This window comes from Aquimarina atlantica, from assembly GCF_000626715.1.
Lineage (GTDB): Bacteria > Bacteroidota > Bacteroidia > Flavobacteriales > Flavobacteriaceae > Aquimarina > Aquimarina atlantica.
Genome location: NZ_AQRA01000009.1, coordinates 106,364 through 129,073 on the forward strand (window position 1 = coordinate 106,364; position 22,710 = coordinate 129,073).

The 22,710-nt window shown below is 33.8% G+C and carries 18 protein-coding genes; 8 read left to right on the top strand and 10 right to left on the bottom strand.

Annotated features, from left to right (window positions below; translation table 11 throughout):
* Positions 1-69 precede the first annotated feature (69 nt).
* From ATO12_RS19890 to ATO12_RS19905, 4 genes are all read right to left on the bottom strand, one after another.
* Complete coding sequence (locus tag ATO12_RS19890) at positions 70-606, bottom strand: metal-dependent hydrolase (RefSeq protein ID WP_034245583.1); 537 nt, start codon at positions 604-606, stop codon at positions 70-72.
* 19 nt (positions 607-625) lie between these two features.
* On the bottom strand, positions 626-1,645 hold the full coding sequence (locus ATO12_RS19895) for a serine hydrolase domain-containing protein (RefSeq protein WP_034245586.1): 1,020 nt from the start codon (positions 1,643-1,645) through the stop codon (positions 626-628).
* Positions 1,646-1,727: 82 nt separating this feature from the next.
* Positions 1,728-2,720, bottom strand: a complete 993-nt coding sequence (locus tag ATO12_RS19900; protein WP_034245589.1) for a DUF1028 domain-containing protein — start codon at positions 2,718-2,720, stop codon at positions 1,728-1,730.
* A gap of 69 nt (positions 2,721-2,789) precedes the next feature.
* Positions 2,790-4,151: a DEAD/DEAH box helicase gene (locus tag ATO12_RS19905; protein WP_034245591.1), complete on the bottom strand. Its 1,362-nt coding sequence runs from the start codon at positions 4,149-4,151 to the stop codon at positions 2,790-2,792.
* Positions 4,152-4,349: 198 nt separating this feature from the next.
* Between ATO12_RS19905 and ATO12_RS19910 the strand changes: the two genes are divergently transcribed.
* From ATO12_RS19910 to pabB, 3 genes are all read left to right on the top strand, one after another.
* Positions 4,350-5,105: a hypothetical protein gene (locus ATO12_RS19910; protein ID WP_034245593.1), complete on the top strand. Its 756-nt coding sequence runs from the start codon at positions 4,350-4,352 to the stop codon at positions 5,103-5,105.
* Between the two features lie 74 nt (positions 5,106-5,179).
* Positions 5,180-5,713, top strand: coding sequence for an NADPH-dependent FMN reductase (locus ATO12_RS19915; RefSeq protein ID WP_034245596.1), 534 nt, complete (start codon positions 5,180-5,182; stop codon positions 5,711-5,713).
* Positions 5,714-5,720: 7 nt separating this feature from the next.
* Positions 5,721-7,025, top strand: coding sequence for an aminodeoxychorismate synthase component I (pabB, locus tag ATO12_RS19920; RefSeq protein ID WP_034245599.1), 1,305 nt, complete (start codon positions 5,721-5,723; stop codon positions 7,023-7,025).
* A 40-nt stretch (positions 7,026-7,065) separates the two neighbouring features.
* On the opposite strand, the gene ATO12_RS19925 is transcribed toward pabB, so the two are convergent.
* Positions 7,066-7,767 carry a hypothetical protein gene (locus ATO12_RS19925; RefSeq protein ID WP_034245601.1) on the bottom strand — a complete coding sequence of 234 codons (702 nt, stop codon included), beginning with the start codon at positions 7,765-7,767 and terminating at the stop codon, positions 7,066-7,068.
* A 129-nt stretch (positions 7,768-7,896) separates the two neighbouring features.
* On the opposite strand from ATO12_RS19925, the gene tilS reads away from it, so the two are divergent.
* The 5 genes from tilS to ATO12_RS19950 all read left to right on the top strand — a co-directional run bounded on the left by tilS (position 7,897) and on the right by ATO12_RS19950 (position 16,113).
* A complete protein-coding gene (tilS, locus tag ATO12_RS19930; RefSeq protein WP_240486157.1) occupies positions 7,897-9,243 on the top strand; it encodes a tRNA lysidine(34) synthetase TilS in 1,347 nt (448 codons plus the stop codon).
* Positions 9,243-11,222 (top strand): protein-disulfide reductase DsbD family protein, encoded by a 1,980-nt coding sequence (locus ATO12_RS19935; protein WP_117590078.1) that lies wholly within the window; start codon positions 9,243-9,245, stop codon positions 11,220-11,222. The genes tilS and ATO12_RS19935 overlap by 1 nt, the downstream gene beginning before the upstream one ends.
* A 337-nt stretch (positions 11,223-11,559) precedes the next feature.
* Positions 11,560-13,359, top strand: coding sequence for a CocE/NonD family hydrolase (locus tag ATO12_RS19940; protein WP_394331719.1), 1,800 nt, complete (start codon positions 11,560-11,562; stop codon positions 13,357-13,359).
* Between the two features lie 28 nt (positions 13,360-13,387).
* Complete coding sequence (locus tag ATO12_RS19945) at positions 13,388-15,259, top strand: DUF885 domain-containing protein (protein ID WP_034245620.1); 1,872 nt, start codon at positions 13,388-13,390, stop codon at positions 15,257-15,259.
* Positions 15,260-15,462: 203 nt separating this feature from the next.
* Positions 15,463-16,113 (top strand): DUF4494 domain-containing protein, encoded by a 651-nt coding sequence (locus ATO12_RS19950; RefSeq protein WP_051575969.1) that lies wholly within the window; start codon positions 15,463-15,465, stop codon positions 16,111-16,113.
* Between the two features lie 392 nt (positions 16,114-16,505).
* On the opposite strand, the gene ATO12_RS19955 is transcribed toward ATO12_RS19950, so the two are convergent.
* From ATO12_RS19955 to ATO12_RS19975, 5 genes are all read right to left on the bottom strand, one after another.
* Positions 16,506-16,913 (bottom strand): DUF6326 family protein, encoded by a 408-nt coding sequence (locus ATO12_RS19955; protein ID WP_034245623.1) that lies wholly within the window; start codon positions 16,911-16,913, stop codon positions 16,506-16,508.
* Positions 16,914-17,155: 242 nt separating this feature from the next.
* Positions 17,156-18,448, bottom strand: a complete 1,293-nt coding sequence (locus ATO12_RS19960; RefSeq protein WP_034245626.1) for an HlyD family secretion protein — start codon at positions 18,446-18,448, stop codon at positions 17,156-17,158.
* A gap of 37 nt (positions 18,449-18,485) precedes the next feature.
* Positions 18,486-18,851: a four helix bundle protein gene (locus ATO12_RS19965; protein WP_034245629.1), complete on the bottom strand. Its 366-nt coding sequence runs from the start codon at positions 18,849-18,851 to the stop codon at positions 18,486-18,488.
* A gap of 40 nt (positions 18,852-18,891) precedes the next feature.
* Positions 18,892-21,096: a peptidase domain-containing ABC transporter gene (locus ATO12_RS19970; RefSeq protein WP_034245632.1), complete on the bottom strand. Its 2,205-nt coding sequence runs from the start codon at positions 21,094-21,096 to the stop codon at positions 18,892-18,894.
* 532 nt (positions 21,097-21,628) lie between these two features.
* On the bottom strand, positions 21,629-22,648 hold the full coding sequence (locus ATO12_RS19975; RefSeq protein ID WP_051575970.1) for a DUF6624 domain-containing protein: 1,020 nt from the start codon (positions 22,646-22,648) through the stop codon (positions 21,629-21,631).
* Positions 22,649-22,710 lie beyond the last annotated feature (62 nt).

The following is a 22,710-nucleotide window of genomic DNA, read 5'->3' on the forward strand; positions in this document are numbered from 1 at the left end:
ACTCCTGTCTAGCATAGGAGTATTAAAATAAATAGAGATTTAACCGAGTTTTTCATTGTTTTTTTGAAGTTAGTCTTTTCGTTTTCTGAAATAACGAATCACTAAGATATAAATACTCATTGGTATGGCGACCCAGATCAACTCACTTAACAATACTTTAATGCCCCAGGCACCAAAAAATTTACTAGCACCAATTGGAGATACCTGGATCGGTCGCCACGGAAAAAAATATCGGGTTGTATCAAAAGGGGAGAAGAATGCAATCCCAAGCCCTCCTGTAGTCATGGCATCAAGAACACCATGAAAAGCTGTGCAAACAGTAAAATATAAGATTAGCGCAACTCCTGTTTTGGTATATGCTTTTTTAGAATAGAAAATAAAAGTAACTATAATCCCAAGAAGTAAAGCAAAGAGTAATGAATGCGAAAACCCTCGATGCCCCCAAAAACTTTCATATGTTATACCAAATTTAAAACCTATGACATCTGCATCAGGTAGGATAGAACAGATAATTCCTAATAGCCATAACTTTTTGGTATATATTTCTTTCGAAAAACTTTTACCAAAGGCATATGCTGTAAATCCATGAGCAAAAATAGAGGCCATTTATAAAATATTGAAGGTACTAATTACTGTATTTTTCAATTAATAGCGGAAGTTTTCTATTTAAGAATTTGATTTGCTGTTTAATTCCGTTTGGTGTATCGTGATTATGTGTTGTAACGATCACCAAGTTTTTATCTTCAACTATGATAATGAATTGTCCGCCATATCCCATTCCATAATTAATACGATCTCCATTAAGATCTGCTTCATACCAGCAAAAACCATGTTTAGAATTTCTTAGCCCCCAATCGGTAGCTAATTTTTCATTTACATCAAATAGTTTTTCTATCCATGATTTAGAAACTATTTCAATACTACTATATGTTCCCTGATTCTCTAATAGCTGACCTATTTTTAAAAGATCACCAGGCTTCATTTCTAATCCCAGTCCACCACCATCATAATGACCATCATTTCGTTTTTCCCAATTTACAGTGCTAATACCTAACGTATTGAACAAATTTTCATTAGCAAACTCAAGAGTAGTTTTTCCTGTAGATTTATTTAGAATAGCAGATAATAAGTGGGTAGCGCCGGTATTATAATTATATGTTTCTCCGGGAGTATGCTCTAATTTTTTTTGTAAGACAAATGCTATTGGGTTTTCGCTATTTATCCAGTTTTGATGCTCTAAGAAGCCTTTCCAGGAAAGTCCAGAGGTCTGATTTAGCAAGTGTTTAATAGTAATTGTCTTTTTTCTCTCGTCTTTAATAGTTTTGAATTCATCAACAAAATATGTGTCAATGGTTTCATTTTCACTGGTAATAAATTTTTTATCGATTGCAATTCCAATAAGAATACTCATAATCCCTTTGGTAAGAGACTGAACGTTTGATACATTCTCTGATGTTTTTCCATTATAATACTCTTCAAATACAATTTGGTTATTCTTAGAAACCAATACAGAATAGATGTCATTTTCATCGAGTACTATTTCTTTGGATACTACTTTTTCATTTTTGGGAGTATTCTTTTTTGATTCTTTACATGCGATAAGCAGAGCAAAAAAGATAAACAATAGCGATAATTTACTTTTCATTGATTTGATGTGTTTATTAAGAAGTGTAAATTTATGAGTAAGGATAACCGGTTAATGAAAATTTGAAATTTTAATGCGTATTCTACAATGCAAGAATTTGATCAAGTTGTGTTTTTGATACGGTTAATAGTCCAGATTTCGGAAGCCTTTTGGTAAGTTCTCTCCAGTTCTCATCTTTATCAAAAATTTGCTTTAGTATAGGCAGTGCTTCATCCAATCTTTTATTATTGGCTAATGCTATTGCTTTCCAATATTTCATTTCTAAATTTTCGGGAAACAATTGTTCGGCAGCTCCATAGGCTGCAAGTGCCAGCTCCATATCTCCGGCTTCTACTGCCAGGTCTCCCTTATTCATATATTCATAAGCTTTATGTACCTGCAACAGGCGTTGTAATTCTACTAAGGGCGTTGCATGGTCATCTACTCTTAGGTTTACTTTTTTATCTTCCCAGGAGTTTTTGGCAGGCTTTGCGTTTACCACTACCAGTGCAGCAGATTGCTTACCTCTAATATCTCCTCCTGCTTCCTGAGCGGCGATAAGTACTTTAACTACACGATCGGCCAGGGGTAGATCTTTATGTTCTTCAAAAGCCTTAGCCATTGCAGGAACTACTTTGTCATTAAGCATCATATTGGCTTGTACAGCATAATTATCGCCAATGATATGATGTGCAGAAACAATGCATTTTTCACCAGTAAAAGCAGCTGTATTACCTTTTACATCCAGAAAAGCCACCTGTCTAAAATCTTTACCTTCGTCTTTTGCTACCAGGAGATCGAGTGCTTCTTTTGCACTTTTACCTTCAGACATAAGTGTAAGCCCATTAGGTCCGTATGCTGGATTAACAAAGGATTGTGTTGCTACTACACCAACACCAGATTGTCCCCAGGATACGATGGATCCTACAGAGAACCAGTGACTTTGTACCCCTACAGCCATTTCTCCCGTAGATTTATCTCTGGCTACAATAGAAAAAGTATGTGCAAACTTTTCTTTATAAACTTGTTGAGCTTCTATCCGAAAAGATAGTAGAATAATAAAAAGTACCCCTCCTTTTAATACTAATGATTTCATGTCTATGTTTTTTGTTACTGTTAATTATTTCATAGTAAAAAGAAAGAATATTTATTTAGAGCTTAAGACTTATCTTTTCTTTCGTTTTTTATGTTTCAAGTTAAAGGTTTTATCTCCTTTGGTTTTAGGCTTTTTATATTTTTTCTTGATTTGCCGTTGGTAGGACCCACCCAAATTTACTTTTTTGTTTTTTTCTTTCTTTTCATGAAAAGCAGCCCCTACCTCTTCATCATTCGGTCGTTTATGTGGATTGTTGATTTCTTTAACCTTTGGTTGTTCTTCGGGAGTAAGCTGATCAGAGATTTCTACACCAGAGGGAATATCTAATTGCTCGATTTTCATCTCCATCAAACTTTCAATAGCCTCCAGGTGTTCTTGTTCTTTTTCTGTAGTAAGAACAAACGAGACTCCTTCTTTTTCGGCTCGACCAGTTCTACCAATACGATGCATATAATTTTCTGGATATTCTGGGGTGTCGAGATTAATTACCTGGCTTATATTTTCTATATCCAAACCTCTGGCCATTACATCTGTCGCAATCAATATTCGATTTTCTCCTTCTCTAAATTGTTCTATACTTCGTAATCTATAATTTTGAGTTTTGTTAGAATGGATAATACAAATCTCATCGGCGTATTTTTTTTCTAGTTGTTCAAACAAACGATCTGCGATCTTTTTAAAACCAACAAAAATTAGTGTTTTGTGATAGGTTTCTTTATCAGAAAGTAATTGCTCAAGCAGATTAACTTTTGTATAAAAATTAGGAACTTTGTAACCATATTGTTTGATGTTTTCGAGGGGAGTTCCGCTTTTGGCAATTGATATTCTTTGTGGCTTGATAAATATTTCTGAAATCATTTGATCTACTTCATCTGTCATTGTAGCCGAAAACATAATATTTTGTCGCTGCCGCGGAAGGATATCAAAAATATTCATCAATTGATGTCTAAACCCTAAATCTAACATTACATCAACTTCATCGATCACTAGTTTCTGAATAGATTTAAGCTGTAAAGCTCTACTTACTGCCAGATCATATAAACGTCCCGGAGTAGCAACGATAATATCTAATCCTTGCGAAACGGCTTGTTTTTGTGTATTGATATTTGTACCTCCGTATACACCTGTTATTCGCACATTGATATACGTAGAAAGTTTTTCGATTTCATCAACTACCTGTACAACAAGTTCTCGCGTAGGAACTAATACCAATATTCTTGGGTTTTGTTGCACAGAATATTTTAGCATCCTTAAAATCGGAAGCATATAGGCATATGTTTTACCAGTACCTGTTTGTGCAATACCTACAACATCTTTTCCAGACATTACGGGAGCAAAAGCTTTTTCCTGAATAGGTGTAGGCGTCTCAAACCCTAAATCGTCAAGGGCATTAAGAAGTTGTGTATTTAGATTTAAATCTCGAAAAGTCAATTGATCTATTTTTTTGATGCTACAAAGGTAGCCTTATTTTTGAGATTCAATTATTACAAAATATAGCAATATAGCAATTGGGATATGGTTGTCTTTTTTTATAGAGATATGAGAAAGTAGAAGTACCATTTTATAAATTGAGCCTTTTTTTTACTGATTACGATCTAATTTTGAGTATCAACTTAAAAATCATACATCATGTTACTTATTAAAAAAATATCAAAAATAATCATATTGAGTATTCTATTATTTGGAGGTTTGATCTCATGTGATGACGATTCATCAGACGAAGAGCAGATTCCTGAAGAAATAATAATAGAAGATTTTGCAAATTTTAAAGATGATCCAAAATTTCTTGAATATATGGAACAATTGGTAGCTTCTGTACTAAAGGTTGAAAATGCTGATATGGTATTAGAACTCCTTGAAGAAACAGAACTTACAGATGAACAAAACATACAATTGGTTATTGCCTTAGGGTTTGAAACGATGGATCAAATGGAAGAAAACCTTAATGTTACATCAGAAAACTGGCAAGAACTTTATAAACGTTTTGATTTAGGAAATCAAGATAAAGCGTTGATTAATAGTGTTATGGTTGATGCTTATGTAGAAATAGTACTTGATTTAAGTAATAAAAATAGTAGTAATGCTCTTAAAAATAGTAAACAGGATTCATGTTTAGCCCCATGTTTCGAAAAACTTGTTGAAGATTTTGAAATGTATGATAATGAGTATGATAGATTATGTAGAATATACGATTTGTTTACTGATGAAGGTAAAGAAAATGAAAGACAATGCAGAATAAGAACAAGACAAAAATATATAGCAGAAATAAATAAAGCAAATTTGAATTGGGCTTGTTGTGCTTACTGGACATGTGGAGTCTTGCCAGTACCATTAGAAGGAGGTGACGGTATTATTCCTGGTCCTTGTAACACACCAATAGGGTAGATGTAATAAAATTTAAAAATCCAGAAACAGATTATACCGATTTTAGTTATTTTTGGGTTTCTAATATCATACTAATGAAGAAAATCATCGCCTTTGCAGGTTCTAATAGCAGCACTTCTATTAATCATAAGCTCGTAGAGTTTGTAGTTTCAGAAATAAAGGGACATGATATAAGAATAATTAACCTGGTAAATTATGCTATGCCAATGTATAGTGAAGATGAAGAAAAAAATGGTTTTCCGGGAATGGCAATGGGGTTAAACCAGGAAATCTCTGAAGCTGACGCCTTGATTATTTCGGTAAATGAACATAATGGGAGCTGGAGTGCTTTTTTTAAAAATATTATAGATTGGTTATCTCGACTAGATCGTAATTTTTTGGAAGGAAAGAAAATCTTATTAATGAGTACTTCTCCCGGAAAAAGAGGAGGACTAAGCTCGTTAGAATTTGGTAAAAATGTTTTACCAAGATTTGGTGCCGAAATTGTGGAGAGTTTTAGCTTTCCTTCTTTTTATGATAATTTTTCTGTAGAATCCAATACTGTAACAGATGAGACTCTTTTATTGGGATTAAACGAAGTTCTCAGTACTTTTGCACATCAAATCTAATGAGTAAGTGCGAAGTGTTCAACAATATACTTTAGAAGATTTTTCAGAATTTAAAAGTAAGCTATTACATTGGGGGCAGCAATTTGAAGAGGCTATTTGGCTGGATTCGAATAGCTATTCACAGCAATATTCAAGTTATGATGCTGTATTGGCTGTAGATGCTTTTACGACTATAAAAACCGATTATTATAATGGTTTTGATACGTTAAAAGAATATCAAAGCGTAACTTCGGATTGGATTTTTGGCTATCTGTCCTATGATCTTAAGAACGATACAGAGGATCTGGTTTCTGAAAATCGAGACGAACTACGTTTTCCTGATTTGTACTTTTTTCAACCTAAAAAACTTTTTCTGCTCAAAGGAAATATCCTTGAAATGCACTATTTGCGAATGGTGGATGACGAAATGGAGGAAGATTTTAAGGAAATCTCAGCGCATTCTTTATTCAAAAAAAATACTACAGAACAACCTTGTGGTAAGGTAAAAATAAGCCTTCGTATCACAAAAGATGAATATAAAGAGAAGGTAAATGAAATGCTCGCTCATATACATCGGGGAGATATTTATGAAGCAAATTTCTGCCAGGAGTTTTTTGCAAAAAATAGTTGTATTGATCCTTTACAGACATACTATCACTTAAACGATATTTCAAAACCTCCTTTTGCTACATTTTTTAGGATGAATGATTACTATTTGTTATCAGCTTCACCAGAACGCTATTTAAGAAAAGAAGGACAAAAAATAATTTCACAACCCATAAAAGGAACAGCAAAAAGATCACAGGATATTGAGGAGGATAAGAGATTAGTATCAGAGCTTTATGGAGATCCCAAAGAGCGATCAGAAAATGTAATGATTGTAGATCTGGTACGAAATGATTTATCACGAACCGCAACCAAAGGGTCGGTTACTGTAGAGGAATTGTGTAAAGTGTATTCGTTTAAACAAGTACATCAAATGATATCTACAGTAACATCAATAGTCGAGGATACTATTTCTCCTGTCGATGTTATCAAAACAACTTTTCCGATGGGGAGTATGACCGGAGCACCTAAAATTTCTGCAATGCAGATCATAGAAAATCTAGAGAAGTCTAAAAGGGGCTTATATAGCGGAGCTGTGGGATATTTTACCCCAGATGGAGATTTTGACTTTAATGTAGTAATTAGAAGTATCCTCTATAATCAGGAACGACAATATATATCATATACTGTTGGGGGAGCTATAACTGCCAAGTCAGATCCTGATAAAGAGTATGAAGAATGTTTGCTTAAGGCAAAAGCAATGCGAGAGGTATTAGAAGGAGTGTAGTTAAAAGTATACAGGTAATTATAAACTCCTACTCAATTCACTAAATAAGATTTCTTCTAAAACTCTTTCGTACGTCAATGATAATTTCTTTAACTTCTTGTGCGGTTATCTCTTTAATTTTAGCAATTTCTTCAAAATTTAATTTTCCAAAAACAAAAAGATCAATGATTTTAGAAGTTTCTATAGGGAGCCAACTATAGAATTTACCTAATAGCTTCTGTTTTCGATGCTCAGAAGAGGGTTCAGAGTCTATGACCTTAAGAATTTCAGAATCCATATCAGTGTATATAAAATTCTGCTTTTCTTCAGAATTCTGGTGATAGCAAATATCATCCAATTCTTCTTTCATGATAAGTTCGTTATTCGCTTCTACAGTATAGCTTTCTTCGAGTTTTTCGAGTTCTTCTTTAAGGAAATAACTGGTGCTAATGCTTTTTTGATGCCATCCCTCACGAATGTATAATTCATCAATAAGCTCATCAGCAATTTTAAAAAGTTGAAGTTCTAGAGATAAAGTGTCTATTTCGACATCAAGATCATCATGATAAAGTTTCAATATGGCGTCGTCTATAATACCATTAGAGCAATACATATTCTGAGGTAAAATACCAACACTTTCTGCAATATATAACCTGTGTTTTACATAGGGATGTAAGTGTGGTACAATGGATAATAATTTTTTACTAAATTCCCTTTGATCATCCGCCTCATAAAATTCTTGTAATTCATGTGTCCTATTCATTTATCAGTAATTTAAGAGTTGCTTTCTAAAAATAAGAAAAACAAATTGAAAAAAGTGTTAAAAACCTGATAATCAGAATACAAAATGTAATTTGATAGGAGGTGGTTATCGCAATTCAAAATCGTATATTTGAAAAATCGAAAAATTTCAATCCAGAATCTGTTGTTACAAGAGTTTAAAGATCATATTAGCAAAAACCTTTCATTTCTTTCGGGAAGCAAACTACTAATTGCTTGTAGTGGTGGGTTAGATAGTGTTATACTCGCAAGACTTTGCCAGGCATTACATTTTCAATATAGTATCGCACATTGCAATTTTAAATTAAGAGAAGAAGAAAGTGATGAAGACGCAAATTTCGTTACTCAATTGTCTAATGAGCTTCAGTCTTCGGTTTTTAGTACACAATTTGATACCAATACATATGCTGCAGATCATAATTTATCTATACAGATGGCAGCTAGAGAGCTACGGTATGATTGGTTTAAGAAACTAGCTCTAGAGCATCAGTTTGATTATATTCTTACTGCTCATCATGCAGATGATAACCTAGAAACTTTTTTAATTAACCTGTCTAGAGGAACAGGGATAGAAGGATTAACAGGTATACCAGAAGTTAATGGGATTTTTGTACGGCCGTTATTACCTTTTTCGAGGGCACAAATTTTGGCATACGCAAAAGAGAATGATTGGCAATGGAGAGAGGATAGTAGTAATAAAAGCACAAAGTATCTTAGAAATAAACTTCGCTTAGATGTAATTCCGGAGTTAAAAGGTGTTAATTCCCAGTTTTTACAGAATTTTAGTACCACCTTAGAGTATTTAAAACAGAGTAGTGAATTTATTAAAAACCAGGTAACCCAACTTAAAAAAGAGTTGTTCGAGGTTTCAGAAAGTGATATCATTAAAATATCTATTCATAGATTAATGGATTGCGGAGACCCAAAAGCCAGCCTGTATTTTTTATTAAAAGAATATGGGTTTACTGCATGGGATGATATAGAACATATGATTACGGGGCAATCCGGAAAACAAATTTTTTCAGAAACTCATCGTTTGGTAAAGAATAGAGAATACTTATTATTGAGTCTGATATCAGAAAAAATTGAGAATCGCAATTACAGCATACCCGAAGCAGAAAGTATGTTAATGATTCCTCCGGGAACACTGAAATTTAAAGTGACATCCGAAATATCGGATATTGATCTTAAGACCATTTATGTTGATAAAGAAAAGTTAAAGTATCCATTAACTGTAAGAAAATGGAAAGAAGGCGACTATTTTTATCCTCTGGGAATGAAAGGAAAAAAGAAATTGAGTAAATATTTTAAAGATGAAAAATTATCTTTACTAGCCAAAGAACGAGTATGGTTATTATGTTCTGGAAAAGAAATAATTTGGATTATAAACTATAGAGCAGATAATAGATTTAAAATAATACCCCAAACAAAACAAATACTTAAAATTACAATAGCCTGATGCGATATCTCTTAGTACTACTTACCACTATATTATTTTCTACAACGCTTTTTTCACAAACACTAGACCCTGTTAAGTGGAAAGCCACTATAGAGAAAGAAACGGATGATACTTATATCCTATATTTTGAGGCGACTCTTGATGAAGGATGGCATTTGTATTCTCAAAATGAAGCAGATAGTGATGAGATAGCTCCAACACCAACAGAATTTACTTATAATACTACTCCAGAGAGTTATGAACTTGTAGGAGAAACGATAGAGCCCAAAGGTATCGAGAAGTTTGATAATATCTTCGAGATGGATGTGAAGTATTTTGAAGATAAAGTGACTTTTTCTCAAAAGATCAAGCGTATAGATAAAAACCTGAAGCAGATTAAGGCAGAAGTATTCTTTTCGGTTTGTGATGATGAGAAATGTTTGGCTCCAGAGGTCGTAGAATTTGACATTAATCTTTCTGGAGAAGCAATCGAAAATAAAGGAGATCTGTCTAGTATTACAGCAGAGGATCAAAAAAAGTCTGAAGCACTACATATTGATATAAAAGGTAAAGATGTTTTTCCTTCAGAACAAGTAGAGGAGAAAAGTTATTTTAATATTTTCCTTTTAGGGTTTTTAGGAGGATTAATAGCCTTATTAACACCTTGTGTATTTCCTATGATACCTCTTACGGTTTCTTTTTTTACCAAAGGAGCCAAGGATCGTAAAAAAGGATTGTTTAATGCTATTTTGTATGGTTTTTTTATATTCATTATTTATATTTTATTAAGCCTTCCTTTTCATTTGCTAGATTCATTAGACCCAGAGATATTAAATAATATTTCGACAAATGTGACGCTTAATATTGTCTTCTTTATCATTTTTATTGTATTTGCAATATCCTTTTTTGGTTATTTCGAAATTACCCTACCAGCTTCCTGGAGTACCAAGCTTGATAGTAAGGCTACAAGTATTGGAGGAGTGATAGGTATATTCTTTATGGCATTAACATTAGCTTTGGTATCCTTCTCATGTACAGGACCCATACTGGGATCATTACTGGGAGGTTCTCTAAGTAGTGATGGGGGAGCGATGCAATTAAGTTTTGGTATGGGAGGTTTTGGACTAGCCTTAGCATTACCATTTGCACTATTTGCATTATTTCCTAATTGGTTAAATTCTTTACCAAAAAGTGGCGGATGGTTAAATACTGTAAAAGTAGTTCTGGGTTTTATCGAATTGGCATTAGCATTTAAATTCCTTTCAAATGCAGATCTTGTTGAGCATTGGGGAATCCTAAAAAGAGAAATATTTATAGGTGTCTGGATAATAATTGGTTTGGGTATGGTCTTATACCTTTTCGGGAAAATACGCTTTCCGCACGATAGCCCAATACAAAAATTAAGTAAAGGAAGAAAAACCTTAGGTATTATTACATTAGCATTTGTTATTTATTTGATTCCTGGTCTTACCAATACAGCTTATGCTAATCTTAAGTTGTTAAGTGGGTTTCCTCCACCATTATTTTATAGTATTTATGAAAAAGAAGCTCATGGTCCCTTAGGGCTTAATGCATATACCGATTTCGAATCGGGGGTACAAGCTGCCAAAGCCCAAAACAAACCTATTATGCTCGATTTTACAGGCTGGGCTTGTGTGAATTGTCGTAAAATGGAAGAACAAGTATGGAGCCATCCAGAAATTATCGATATCCTTAAGAACAAGTACGTTTTAATTTCTTTGTATGTTGATGATCGCGAGAAGCTATCAGAGGATAATCAATTTAAGTTCTTAAAACCTGATGGAAGAATTAAAGCCATTAAAACAATAGGAGACAAGTGGGCAACATTTCAAACCTTAAACTTCAAAAATAACTCACAACCTTATTATGCATTATTAGATGCAGATATGAATTTATTAAACAAAACCACTGCTTATACTCCAGATACAAGCGAATATCTTAAATGGTTACAAACAGGTTTGAAAAATTTTAGAAAATAATATTCTTTACATTAAGACTACTAAAACCACGAATAATTAGCAATGAATGTTTCTATAAGTAGTTGTGGAGTAGTACTTCTATTTTTTTGATTGTATTGTTTAGATACAGGATTTTGATTTTGAACTTAACTGTCGTAATTGACTCTTCTATAAAATGACTATACCATTTTGTCTCTATTGTAATATGTACATATTGATCGTAAGTTGTTAAAATCTCCTTAAATCTATCCAGCCCGCAGTACCATTTTTTTATCTTCAGCAATAAACTAAACTAAAACCAATGCGATCAGTCAGATTTATTCTTTTAAGAAGTATAGTACTTCTTTACACAAGTATTATGTTCTCGCAGGAAGCAGATTCCTATACTATAAAAGAACACTACACAAAACAAGAAGTTGATATTGTAATGAGAGATGGTGTTAAACTTCACACTACTATTTATTCACCAAAAGATACTTCAAAAAAATACCCGATTTTAATGCATCGAACCCCGTATAGTTCGAGACCATATGGTAAAGATGAATTTAGATCTAAAATAGGTCCAAACGAATTTTTAATGAAAGAAGGAAATATTATTGTCTATCAAGATGTACGTGGGCGTTGGATGAGCGAAGGAGTTTATGACAATATGAGAGCCTATATTCCTGGTAAAAAAGGAAAACAATTTGATGAAGCCAGTGATACCTATGATACCATAGACTGGTTGGTAAAGAATGTATCCAATACCAACAAAAAAGTAGGAATATGGGGGATCTCATACCCTGGTTTCTATGCAACGTATTCTTTATTAGATGCACATCCGGCTTTAAAAGCAGTATCGCCACAAGCATGTATTGGTGATTTCTTTTTTGATGATTTTCATCATAATGGAGCCTATCTGTTAAGCTATTGGAGAGCTACAGCGGTTTTTGGATACGAAAAAACTAAACCTACCACAGAGAGTTGGTATACTTTTCCTGACCTGAAAAGTAAAGATCAATACCAATTCTTTCTGGATGCAGGGCCTTTAAGCACTTTAGACCGGTATTATAAAGAAGACAATGTATTTTGGACACAATTAAAAGAACACCCCAATTATGATGAATTCTGGCAAAAAAGAGGGATAATTCAACACTTAAAAAACCAAAAGATCAAACCGGCAGTAATGACTGTAGGAGGTTTATTTGATGCCGAAGATTTATATGGCCCTTTCGAGACTTACGAAAATATCGAAAAGCAAAGTGATAATTATAACATTATGGTTTTTGGGCCATGGAGTCATGGGGATTGGGCAAGAACCAAAAAGCGACAAGCTATTGGTAATGTATACTTTGGGGATGACCTTTCTTTAAATTTTCAAAAAAATGTTGAAACCCCCTTTTTTAATCATTTCCTAAAAGGAGATGCAGATGGAAAAACCGGGTTACCAGAAATTCAGATTTTTGATACCGGAAAAAAGGAGTGGAATTCTTACGAAAGTTGGCCTCCTGCAAATGTAGAAAAAAAGACATTCTACCTTTCTGCCAATGATGAATTGTCTGGTAAGAGTGGAGCGGGTGCTTCAGAATTTATAAGTGACCCTAAAAAACCAGTTCCATATTCCGAAGATGTTAAAATGGTATTTACGCCAAGAAAATATATGACAGATGATCAAAGATTTGCAGCGCGTCGTCCCGATGTATTAGTTTTTGAAACCCCTGTTCTTACCGAGGACATGACATTATCGGGAGAAGTATTAGCAAAACTAAAGGTAGCTACGACAGGTACAGATGCAGACTGGGTAGTAAAATTGATAGATGTATATCCTAATGATGCCGAAGATACAGAAGAAACACAGCAATATTTAAAAATGGCCAATTATCATATGATGGTTCGTAGCGAAGTGATGAGAGGGCGTTTTCGAAATGATTTTAGTAAACCCGAACCTTTTGTTGCTAATCAAAAAACAGATGTAAATATCAAACTACAGGATATACACCATACGTTTAAAAAAGGACATAAAATACAGATTCAGGTGCAGAGTACCTGGTTTCCTTTAATCGATTTAAACCCTCAGACGTATGTTCCTAATATCTTTAAAGCTGCTGCTTCTGATTTTACCAAGCAAACGCACAAAGTATATCATGATTCTGCAATAGAAGTTATGATTTTAAAATAACTAATTAACCCTAATATAGTATACTATCATGACCAAAATAAAAATCAGTGTATTGCTATTTTCTTCTGTTCTGGCGTTAACCGGCTGTAAACAGGAAGTAAAAGCACCAGAACAGGATGCTGCTTTGCAAGCAGAGATCATCGAAGAGCGATCAAAAAAACTAAATGATTGGTTCGAGGCACAATTTCAGCAAGAAATTGATAAATCACCAATGACGCAAACGTATTTAGGAATTAAAACAGACGATTACGGTAAATGGGATGATATTTCATCTAAACAGCAAGCAGAAGATTTAGAAAGAGCAAAAGAACGTCTTGCCTACTTAAAAGACTCTGTAGATGTATCTCAATTAAACGATGCAACTGCTCTAAGTTATAAATTGATGAAACAAGATCTCGAAAATGAGATTGCAGATTTTCAATACAGATTTTATGATTACCCTGTAAATCAAATGTTTGGAATGCAGTCAAGAATTCCTGCTTTCCTTATCAATATGCATAAAATCAAAGATAAGAGTGATGCAGAAGCTTATATTTCAAGATTAAATGGTATCAATGAAATGTTTGCTCAGGCGATAGAAAATATAAAGATTAGAGAAAAGAATGGTATTCTTCCTCCTAAGTTTGTATTTGCCAAAGTTCTTGATGATAGCCGTAATATTATTGTAGGGCAGCCATTTGATAAATCAAATCAGGAAAGTACATTACTGGCCGATTTCAAAAATAAAATCTCTACACTTAAATTATCTGATGAAGAACAGAGCGAATTAGTGGCTAAAGCAGAAAAAGAACTTGTAGAAAGTGTAAAACCGGCGTATGATAATCTTATCACATTATTAGAAGGGCAACAACAAAGAGCTACTACAGATGATGGCTGCTGGAAATTTCCTAAAGGAGCTGCGTTTTATGATAATGCACTACAACGTACGACCACCACTACGATGACAGCAGATCAGATTCATGAGCTAGGATTAAAAGAAGTGGCTCGTATTCATAATGAGATGCGGGATATTATGAAGCAAGTTAAATATGAAGGAACATTACAGGATTTTTTCAAGTATATGAAAGAAGATGAAAAGTTCTATTATGCAAATACCGAAGAAGGAAAAGCAGCATACCTTAAACAAGCAGTGGGACTAATCGATACGATGAAATCGAAACTGGATGAACTTTTTATTACCAAACCCAAGGCAGATATTATTGTAAAAGCGGTAGAGCCTTTTAGAGAAAAAAGCGCCGGAAAAGCCTTCTATCAAAGTGGAACTCCCGATGGCTCAAGACCAGGAACATATTATGCCAATTTATATGATATGACAGCAATGCCTATCTACCAGATGGAAGCTTTGGCGTATCACGAAGGTATCCCCGGGCATCATATGCAGAGATCTATTGCGCAAGAGCTACAGGATATCCCGAAATTTAGAAAATTTGGCGGGTATACTGCATATACCGAAGGTTGGGGATTATATACAGAGTTATTGCCAAAGGAAATAGGAATGTATAGTGATCCATATTCAGATTTTGGTAGACTGGCAATGGAGCTTTGGAGAGCTTGTCGATTGGTTGTAGATACAGGAATTCATAGTAAAAAATGGAGTAGAGAAGAAGGGATTAAGTATTATGTAGATAATACTCCTAATGCAGAAAGTGATGCGATAAAAATGGTAGAACGCCATATTGTTATGCCAAGCCAGGCAACAGCTTATAAAATAGGAATGATTAAGATTCTTGAGCTACGTAAAAATGCAAGGAAAACTCTTGGAGATGCATTTGATATCAGAGAGTTTCATGATGTAGTGTTAACCAATGGAGCTGTACCACTTACGATATTAGAAGAATTAGTAGGAGAATGGGTGGCAAGTAAAAGTACAAATACACCTAAAGAAGAAGTAGGTTCTTAGTATTTTAATTTCCATTTTATAATAATCTAGACCTCACAGGTTTTTAAAACCTGTGAGGTCTTTTTAGTTTGTTGTTTTCGATCTTAAATAACAGAATATACATATCAAGAAATTATAGAATTTTCAAATTGTGAATATCTATTATAGGCATTCGTGGTTAGCGTTTTTTTAAAAATATATATTTGCCATCCTAAAAAAAAGATATGAGCACAACTTGGTATGAATGTAAAGTAAAGTATAGAAAAATAGATGAATCTGGAGTACAGAAAGTTACAACAGAACCTTATCTGGTAGATGCTTTATCCTATACAGAGGCTGAAACCCGAATTAACGAAGAAATGTCAGCATATATTAGTGAAGAATTTAAAATCACCAATATTAAGATTGCAAATTTTGCAGAAATACATCCTTTTGATAATTCTGATCGATGGTTTAAATCAAAAGTAGCCCTGGTTTCTTATGATGAAGAAAGCGGTAAAGAAAGAAAGTCAAGTATGTACTTGCTGGTACAAGCTAATGATGTAAAAGAAGCGTATGATAATACTATTAGTGTGATGAAGGATTCTGTTAGTGATTATACAGTACCTGCAATTTCAGAATCTCCGATTATGGATGTGTTTCCTTATTTCTCGGGCGAGGAAGAGCAATTTGAGACAGCTCAACCGATAGCAGTAGCAAGTTCTTCTCAAGAAGAGGTGTCAGAAGAGGTCGATACTGTTGAAGAAAAACTACTAGAAGAAGGTAGCCCTGTTCAGGAAGAAGTTTCAGAAGAAGTTGACGCCGTTGAGGAAGAAGTACTAGAAGAAGGTAATCCTTTTCAGGAAGAAATATCAGAAGAGTTAGAAGATATATAATTTACCTCATTAGCATTCGAAACTTTTTATGTCAAACTGAGCCTGTCGAAGTTCATAAACCCTTGATTTTTAATTGGATTTCGACAGGCTCAATCTGACATTGCAGATAATTTTCAGAAAATAAAAATCCTTTTTGCTTTATATGTTATAATCCAAAAAAATCAATAGCTTATGATCCATATTTCTATAGCTTAACATAAATCGAGATTTAAAATGCTCCGAGGCTTGCCTCGAAATCTAAATTATTTTTCAATCCAATGCCTCATGGGCTTGCCTCGAGCTAGTTTACTTGTTTTCGATAGCTCTGCTGAGCTTAACGTTATTTTCCAATTTTACTCAATTATATAAGTTATTGGCTACTATTTATAAATATGTAACTTAATTAATAGTCATTAATTTAACTCTTTTGGCCACTTCCAGGCAAGTTTTATAATTATCAAAGTAATTATAGCTTCTAATGCAGCATAAAATGCATAGAAACTATACCATTTGGTCAGAGAAAAACTGCCAACAATTACAACGATAATAGTTAGTAAAATACCAAAGATGATATTGAGTATTCTACAAATTTTTGGTTTTAGAAAAACATTTGCAGAAATCATAGCCGCAGGTATTACTAATGAAAACGATGCTATAAATAATTTTATAGGAGTATCTAGTAGTTCTGTTCCTTTTAAAAGACTGTCTACTTTATTAGGGATATACAATTCAAAGTAGTCGCCATAAATGTATAAGAACATTAATGAGGTCCACAAAGCTGCAAGTTTAATTCGGATGTTTACTTTTGGATTTTCAAACATTTTTAATAAGATTAATGGTTGTTAACATTATTAAAGACGTCAAAAAAATGACTATGGTTGCCTGAAAAAATTAAAATAGTTCCTGTTAGGTTGTAGCCAACAATAGTGAATAGGTGCCAATATATGTATTCATATGTGTTTCATACAAATCTATCAGGTTTTGAAGAACCGTATGATCCTTTCGATATAAAATTCCCGATTTTACTTTTGATGATGTAAGTAACTAATTTTTAATACAATTTTTACTTATCCATCAATGTTCTAAACTGGTAGAAGAAACGTTCGATAAGTCGAAGATCTTCGGTTACAATTTCTACGACACCTCTCATTTCCTGCTTAAAAGGAATTTCCTTGCCATATGTGGTAACTAGTTTTTCGGGCAGTTCAACATCAATAAGATATAATCCATCTTTATCTGGTAACAGGGATATGTGTTTTACTTTACCTTTTAGCGTTCCGAACTCATTATCAGGAAAGTTTTCTAATCTAATATTAGCCGTTTGTCCGACCTTTATTTTTCCCGAATTTTGAGAAGGAGCTTTTATTTTTGCGAGGTAAGAAGAATATGCCGAAGGAACAATAATAAAAACAAGATCTCCCAGGGCTACAGTTTGGTTTTCTGTCCAAAAATTAAGGAAAGAGACACGACCTTCGATATCTGATTTAAGCACATATTGCAACTCCCAGTCTTTAATACTTTTCTTTAGCTGCCCAAAGGATTGTAACACCTTCTTAAATAGATTAATTTCTTCTTTTCTTTTATTGATCTCTGTACCTTTAGATGTTTTGGTAGCATTACTAATACTCTCGTTAATCTGGGATAGCTGTACGTCGTTATTCTCATAATTACGTTTGGTTCTCAGGTAATCAAGTTCTTTGCTTTCGTACTCTTGTGCAGAGATCACACCTTTTTCGAATAGGTTTTTTTGACGCTGAAGCTCTTTTCGTTTAAACTCTAGTTCTGCTTTACCCAGTCTTTTTTGCGCTTTTAAACTTTCTAAACGCCTGTAGAGTTCTGATAAGGAGGTTTGATTTGCAATGGCTTCATTAGAAAAAGGTTGTAATTCTTTATTCAGAATATACTCAGAATAACTGTTTTCGAATAAAGCAAAGCTGGTTTCGATATCTCCCAGGAATAAAACCGGTAACTCATCGATAGGAAATGTAAATGATTTTGTATTTACTTTAATAGTATCTACGATAGATTTAAGCAAAAACACATCTTTATAATTGGCACTGCTTTCTAATATCGCCAGAGGAGTGTTTTTGGGTACGATTTGATTGTCTTTAACGAATAGAGATTCTATTTTACCACTGGTTTTGGCATATTCTTTTTGCGGCGGTATTCGAGTGGTGATAACCGCCTCTGCAGGTATTACATCGGGGTACTTAACCAGCCAGGAAAGAAATAATAACAGCAGTACTAATACTAAAATCAAAAGATTTCCCCATCGTATCATCCAATGCGGAACCCGGGTTAGAATTTCCTGTACTTCTTCACTACGTAATTGTATGTCGTCTAAAGTGTCTGGCATAATGTATAGCTATAAATTAAGAATTAAGAATTACGAATTACGAATTACGAATTTTTAGTTTAGTGGTTTTTTGAATAGAGCCAATGATTTTAAGTAATTCTTCACATTTATTAATAAGGTTTATACTTTCTTGATCTGTTATATAATTACTATCTCTTAATAATCTTAACCAATAATGTGTTTCTCTGGTTTCTTTGTATGAAATAGCCATTTTTGATAAAAAATCTCTCGTGCTTTGCCCTCCTATAGCTTCTTCGATGTTTGCTCCAATAGAGGTTCCACTTTTCAGAATTTGTTTAGATAAAACATATTCTTGTTGTTCTTTTATCAACTTTTTATATAATTTAATACATAATAATGCAAATTCATAACTTTTGGTTTGAACAACATTTTCTTTTTTCATCTAATTCGTAATTCTCAATTTGTAATTATTAATTCAAGTATTATTTCCCTAATTCGAGTTGATTTTTAACCAGGTGATAATAGTTTCCTTTCTCTTTGATTAGGGACTCATGATTTCCTACTTCTACAATCTTACCTTTGTCTAACACAACAATCTGATGCGCATTTTTTACGGTACTCAATCGATGTGCTATCACCATTACGGTTTTGTCTTTAAAGAAGGTATCCAGTTTTTCCATGATCACCTTTTCATTATTGGCATCAAGAGCAGAGGTAGCTTCATCAAAGAACAAATATTTAGGATTTTTATATACCGATCGTGCTATAAACAGCCTTTGTTTTTGCCCGGTACTTAATCCTACACCTTCCATTCCTATTTTGGTATTATAAGAAAGCGGGAGTGATTCGATAAACTCTTTGATATTTGCCACATCTACGGCATGCGCCAATTTTTTCTTATCTACATAATCTTCTCCTACTGCAATATTATTAGCAATAGTATCATTAAAAATATATCCTTCTTGCATAACCACCCCAAATTGATCTCTCCATGCTTTTTGGGATACATTATGTAAATCATGAGAACCGATAAAAATCTGCCCTTCATCGGGCTCATAAAACTTAAGAAGGAGTTTCATAAGAGTAGTTTTTCCGCTACCACTAACCCCAACTACAGCCGTGATTTTATTTGCAGGAATAGAAAGGCTGAGGTCTTCTAAAACCGGTTTATCGGCCCCTACATATCTAAAGCTTAGATTTTTAATTTCAAACCCAGAGTTTGGCGAGATTTCTCTAATCTTTTCATCACCAGAATGTTCTTCATCTTCTTTATTATGAATCTCTCCTAAACGTTCTAAAGAAATTTGAGCATCCTGCAACTCTCTTAAGAAATTAATTAATTGCGTAATAGGAGCATTTAATTGCCCTACAATGGCGGTGATCGCCAGCATCATACCTAATGTGATATCACCATCTATAACCAGTTTTGCAGAAAAAACCGTAATCAGGATATTTTTTAGCTCATTAATAAAAGCAGATCCTACACTTTGGTATTGTTCTAGCGCCAGATTTTCTATAGAAATTCTAAATAGTTTTGCCTGTACAAACTCCCAGTTCCATCGTTTTCTTTTTTCAGCATTATGCAGTTTTATTTCCTGCATACCATTTACCAGTTCGATAACTTTACTTTGCTCTTCACTAATTTGCGAAAAGCGTTTGTAATCCAGTTTTTTACGTTTTTTAAAGAAAATAAGTATCCATGCAAAATAAAACGTACTTCCTATCGCAAAAATACCAAAAATAGGAACGCTATAATAGATCAGAACGATACTAAACACGATAAGATTTACCATCGAGAATAGCACGTTTAAAGAAGACATGGTAAGTATCTGCTCGATTCGTTTATGATCATTAATTCTTTGTAAAAGATCACCTGTCATTTTTACATCAAAATAGGAGATAGGCAGGTTCATAAGTTTAATAAAGAAATCTGATATCAGTGATATATTAATACGTGTACTTAGATGAAGTAAAATCCAACTTCTAAGTACATCGATTAATGTTCTCCCAATAAACAGAGAAAGCATTGCGATCAGTACGAGATATACAAAATTAAGATCTTGATTCTTAATTCCGACATCGACTATGCTTTGCGTTAAAAACGGAGTAATGAGTTGTAGTAAACTTCCTGCCCCCAGGCCTAATGCCAGCTGAAAAAGAAAAGCTTTGTATTTAAATATATATTTAGATATAAATTTGAACCCAAATTTTTGATCCTCTTCATCCAGATTATCACTATAAAAATTAGGAGTAGGTTCTACCAGTAAGGCAACCCCTTCTTCTGTGTTTTCGTCGGCGTTATTACCGATCCACGCTTTTATAAACTCGTCTTTTGTATAGGTAATCAATCCATGAGCAGGATCAGAGACATAAATGGTCATACCACCTTTGCGGGAGGTTTTGATTTTATAAACAACCACATAGTGTACCTTGTTCCAGTGTACAATACAGGGTAGAGGTACCTCGTCTAATTTGCTTAGCGATAGTTTTACACCCAGGGATCTAAAGCCTATTTCCTCTACCGCATCACTAAGTCCCAAGAGAGAACTTCCTTCTCTGGTGGTTTCACTTAATGATCTAAGTTTTTGAGTATTGAGAACTCTTCCATAATGTTTTGCGATAATCTTAATACAAGTAGGTCCACAATCTTTCGACTCTGCTTGTTTGTAAAATGGAAATTTAGGCATTAAGCTTTTTTAAATTAAATTGATTTTTTGTGTGATAATATCTATTTACAAAGTAAAGTAATTCTTTTCTATAATACTAATACCATATTTTGGGGCGTGACCCTAGAGGGGTCAGGCTATTCGCTATATCTTTTTTATTGCTCCTTAGCTATATTGCTAAAGCAAAAAAAGAAGCAAATACAAAAAAAGGATGCCGCTTCTATCCTTCACGCAAATCTATCTCGTTTTTATATAAGCAAGTGTCATATCTTGCTTTTTTGTTACTCATAAAATTATAGATAAACTTAATAACCTGAAACTCGATTAATCTGAAATGCATCAGTTTGAGTGAAATTCTGTTAAGAATTTTGTATCGACCTTTCGATAAACTCAAGGTGGTGCATTTCAATGCTAAAAACCTATTCTCGATAGTTCTACAGAGCCCTTCGATAAACTCAGGACAGGCCTTGTCGAAGTACAATTTTGCTCATTCTAATCGTAAAATTCACTCGAATTGACGCTTTTTTTATAAAATGCACAACGAGTTATCTAATTACTTTTCTAGTTTTTTTTCTAAATCTGGTAGCTGTTGTTTATATTTTTCTGGATCCCAGGTGATGTCCCATCTAGAAACATAATCCTGTAGTGGTCCAAGTCCAACCTCTGCTCTTCTTTTGTCTACATGATCAGGATCTAGTAGTGGATAAATATAATAGGCACCTGTTTCTTCATCTCGCCCGATTTGACTCCCATAAATTTGTTGATTCCCTTTGCGTATAGCGATTCTGTCTTCTAGCAATGCTAAGCTGCCAGGTCGTATGTTTCCTTTTTTTACAGCTTCTTTTATCATGGGTAAATATTTTTCCTGCACTTTTAAGTCTGCATGTTGTATGACCAAAAACAAGGTCATATTCCCTCTTTTACCGATGATATCTTTACCAGGCCAGCCTCTTTCTTCCAGTATTTTTTTTACTTTTATCAGGTTGATCGAATCTTTAGCGGCTATTTTTTTCCAATGTTGTTTTAGTTCATCAGAATCCCTGCCGTATTTTTCTATGATTTCATTTATTTGTCTTCTTGGCCCTTGATCATCCTGACGTATGGTATCGAGTAATGCAACTAGTGGTTTGTCAAAATTGATCTCTGCTTTTTCTTTGTTTGCTTTAACCAATGCCAGAACCTGGTCCCATCGTTTATCAGAATGTAAGATAGAGAGGTCGCTATCTGTTGTAATGTGATTGTAGTTGGAGTATTCTCCTCTCTCGGCAATTCGTGAAAGGTGTACAAATGCAGAATCTACTTCTTTGGCCAGGGCCCAGGAGCAAGCAGCATTATACATATCTGTTGTATTTCCATTATATTCACTTATCCCAAAAGCTTCTGAGTATTTCTTAGCAGATTGTAAATAATTCTTGGATTGGTAGAGTTTCCAGGCTTCATTTTTTAAAACCGTGTATTGGGCTTTCTCTTCAACAGTAAGCTCTTTGGCACTAACTTCGGTTGTAATTTCCTTTTTTGGTTGTTTACAAGAAAATACCAGAACTAGAACAAATAGGAATATTATTTTTTTCATTTTTTATTGTTTTACACATAGAATATGGTGTCTGTTCTAAAAACATAACCTTTTCTATGATG